General features: G+C 42.2%; 3 protein-coding genes. All 3 read left to right on the forward strand.

Translation table 11 applies throughout. From position 1 onward, the window contains the following. The coding region (locus AAF462_11400) for an IPTL-CTERM sorting domain-containing protein (protein ID MEM7009728.1) at positions 1–392 on the forward strand (392 nt) is incomplete at its 5' end. 128 nt (positions 393–520) lie between these two features. Further along, positions 521–1264, forward strand: a complete 744-nt coding sequence (tatC, locus tag AAF462_11405) for a twin-arginine translocase subunit TatC (protein ID MEM7009729.1) — start codon at positions 521–523, stop codon at positions 1262–1264. 69 nt (positions 1265–1333) lie between these two features. Continuing rightward, positions 1334–2758 (forward strand): AMP-binding protein (locus AAF462_11410; GenBank protein ID MEM7009730.1); only part of this gene is annotated, 1425 nt, incomplete at its 3' end.

Here is a 2758-nt window from a genome sequence, read left to right on the forward strand (position 1 = left end):
ATGTTCCCGGAGAATTTGCCCGCGCTCCTTCGGTAGATGGTAATGGTTCGCTGTTAGCTTTTGAATCAGATGCTAATTATAACGGTAATAACCCAAACACTGTAAGAGAAATATGGGTCTATGAGGTAGCAAATAAAGAGTTCCTCCAGGTGACCGATGTCTCAGACGGCTTAAGTGAAGATGCAAGAATCAGTGCAGATGGTAGCAGCGTGGCCTTCGGTTCACGGTCAGATATAGGCAATAACCCTGATCTTAGAAGAGAGGTTTACGTCGCTCAGTGTTTCAGAGGCGAGCTTGTCCCAACTCTCTCTGAGTGGGGCCTTATTGCAATGGCCGGAGTTTTAGGACTCATAGGTTTTGCGGTACTGAGAAGAAGACAAGCTGCAGCTTAAATTACAAATACAGTTTCTAAAACTTAAGGGAGTTGGCTTATTAGCCCACTCCCTTTTTTTATAGCCTAAAATTGAGAACCCCTTTCTATTAAGTTAATCTTTCACCCAATCTCATGAACGAACAAAAGATGTCATTTTTAGATCACTTAACAGAGCTTAGGCGGCGCCTTTTATGGTCGTTATTGGCTGTGGCCATACTATTTGGTCCTATGTATTACTTCTCAAACGAGATTTTTGACTTTCTAATGAAGCCGCTTATTGAAAACCTTCCTGAAGGAAGCTCTCTAATATTCACACGTCCTGCAGAAGGTTTTACTACATACCTTAAAGTCTCATTCTTTGCCGCATTGGTTGCAGCAGTACCTTTTATTCTCTATCAAGCCTGGAAGTTTGTAGGGCCAGCGCTCTACAAAGAAGAAAAGCAGGTCGTAGTTCCTTTTATACTTTTTGGTTCACTGTTTTTCCTTGGAGGCGCTGCTTTTTGCTACTATATTGCCTCGCCGCCGGCGTTTAAATTCTTGCTCAACGAATACTCGTCGGAATATGTAAAGGCTTTTCCAACTATTAGAGAAGCGCTTTCCTTCTTAATGGCGCTAATTTTCGGATTTGGCCTGGTGTTTGAGTTCCCGCTAATAATTTTCATACTCGCGCGAATTGGAGTTGTCACAAGCGCATGGCTTAGAAAGCAGAGAAAGTATGCAATTATAATAAGCGCAGTTATAGCAGCCATGCTCACTCCAACAACAGACGCTATTTCCATGATGCTGATGTTTGTACCGATCCTGGTTTTTTATGAGCTTGGGATTATAGTTGCTTGGATATTCGGCAAGAAAAAGCCCGATGAAGAAGCTGAGCCAGAGATATTTGAATAGCCATAAATTGACTTTAACAATATTAGAAAATAAATTTTTTAAACTGCAATAACTAAAGAGGTGAGAGATATGGCTCCAAAAGCAAAGAAGAAAAAAATAAGAGACCTGCGTCATCCTATCAATTACAAAAGACAGAGCGGCAAGTTTGACGTTGAGTGGTCTTTAAAGGCTGACAAAACAAATTGGGTGCTGCCAACTGTTTTAAAAGAGCAGGCAAAGAAATTAGGAAAAAAACCTTTTCTACAGTTTGGATATAAAAAGCCGATCAGTTTCTACCAGACAAATAAACTCGCAAACAAAATAGCAAACGGTCTTACAGAGATGGGCATCAAAAAGGGCGATAAGGTCGCTGTGTATATGCCTAACTCCGACGACTATGTCATCACATGGTTTGGAATATTAAAGATGGGAGCTGTGATGGTGCCGATTAACACTGGCTATAAGATGGACTTTCTGCAGTACATTATAGACAGCTCAGACTCAACGGTGCTCTTTATCGCAGAAGAGTATTTAGAGCGCATGCCGCCAATCGCAAAGAAAATCCCTCAGCTTAAAAATGTAATAGTCTGGACCAGGGACGGCTCAGAGAAGTTTAAAAAGCACGGCTTTAACTTTAAAAAGATGATCTCTTACAACAAGTTTATTACACCTCAGAAAACAACCGAGCCAAAAGTTGATATCACATTTGTTGACCATGCAAGACTAATGTACACCTCGGGCACCACAGGACGTTCAAAAGGAGTTGTAAGACCTTGCGCAGCTGATTATTCAAGTGCCAATAACTACGCCCAGATAATGGACATTGGTGCAAAAGATGTGTGCTTCACCTGTCTTCCGCTCTTTCACTCAAACGCGATGGTTATGACAGTTTATCCCGCACTAATTAAAGGAGCCAAAGCTGTTGTTGAGGAGAAATATAGCGCAAGCCAGTTCTGGAAATGGATGGTTGATCATAAAGTCACAAAATTTAATCTTGTAGGAACTATCTCGTACTTTATGTGGAACACTCCGCCCGTGCCTGAGGAAAAGCAGCATAAGGTCAAACTCGTACTTGGCTCCCCAGCTCCCCATGACATAATCGAGGAGTTTATGGAGCGCTTTAATATCAAATTTATGGAAGGCTACGGACTAACAGAGATTGGCCAATGCACATGGATGCGCCCGGGTGAGGTTTTCAGGGTCGGCTCATGCGGAAAAGAGGCTCCGGGTTATGAAATAAAAATCGGTAACCCAGATACGGATGAAGAAGTTCCAAGAGGCCAGATAGGAGAGATACTGGTACGCCCCAGAACTCCTAATCTAATGCTTCATTATTATCACAAGATGCCTGAGAAAACGGTTGAGGATTTTAGAAACTTCTGGTTTCACACAGGAGATGCAGGCAGGATGGACAAAGACGGCTATATCTATTTTGTTGACCGCGTAAAGGACTACCTAAGATGTAAGGGTGAGAACATAAGCTCCTTTGAAGTTGAAAAGATAGTCGGCTCACAC

It is taken from the genome of Thermodesulfobacteriota bacterium, from assembly GCA_039028315.1.
GTDB lineage: Bacteria > Desulfobacterota_D > UBA1144 > Nemesobacterales > UBA2774 > CR02bin9.

What these genes read in the sequence shown, in the direction of transcription:
- tatC (MEM7009729.1), top strand. Translation starts at nt 521, where the DNA reads ATGTCATTTTTAGATCACTTAACAGAGCTTAGGCGGCGCCTTTTATGG.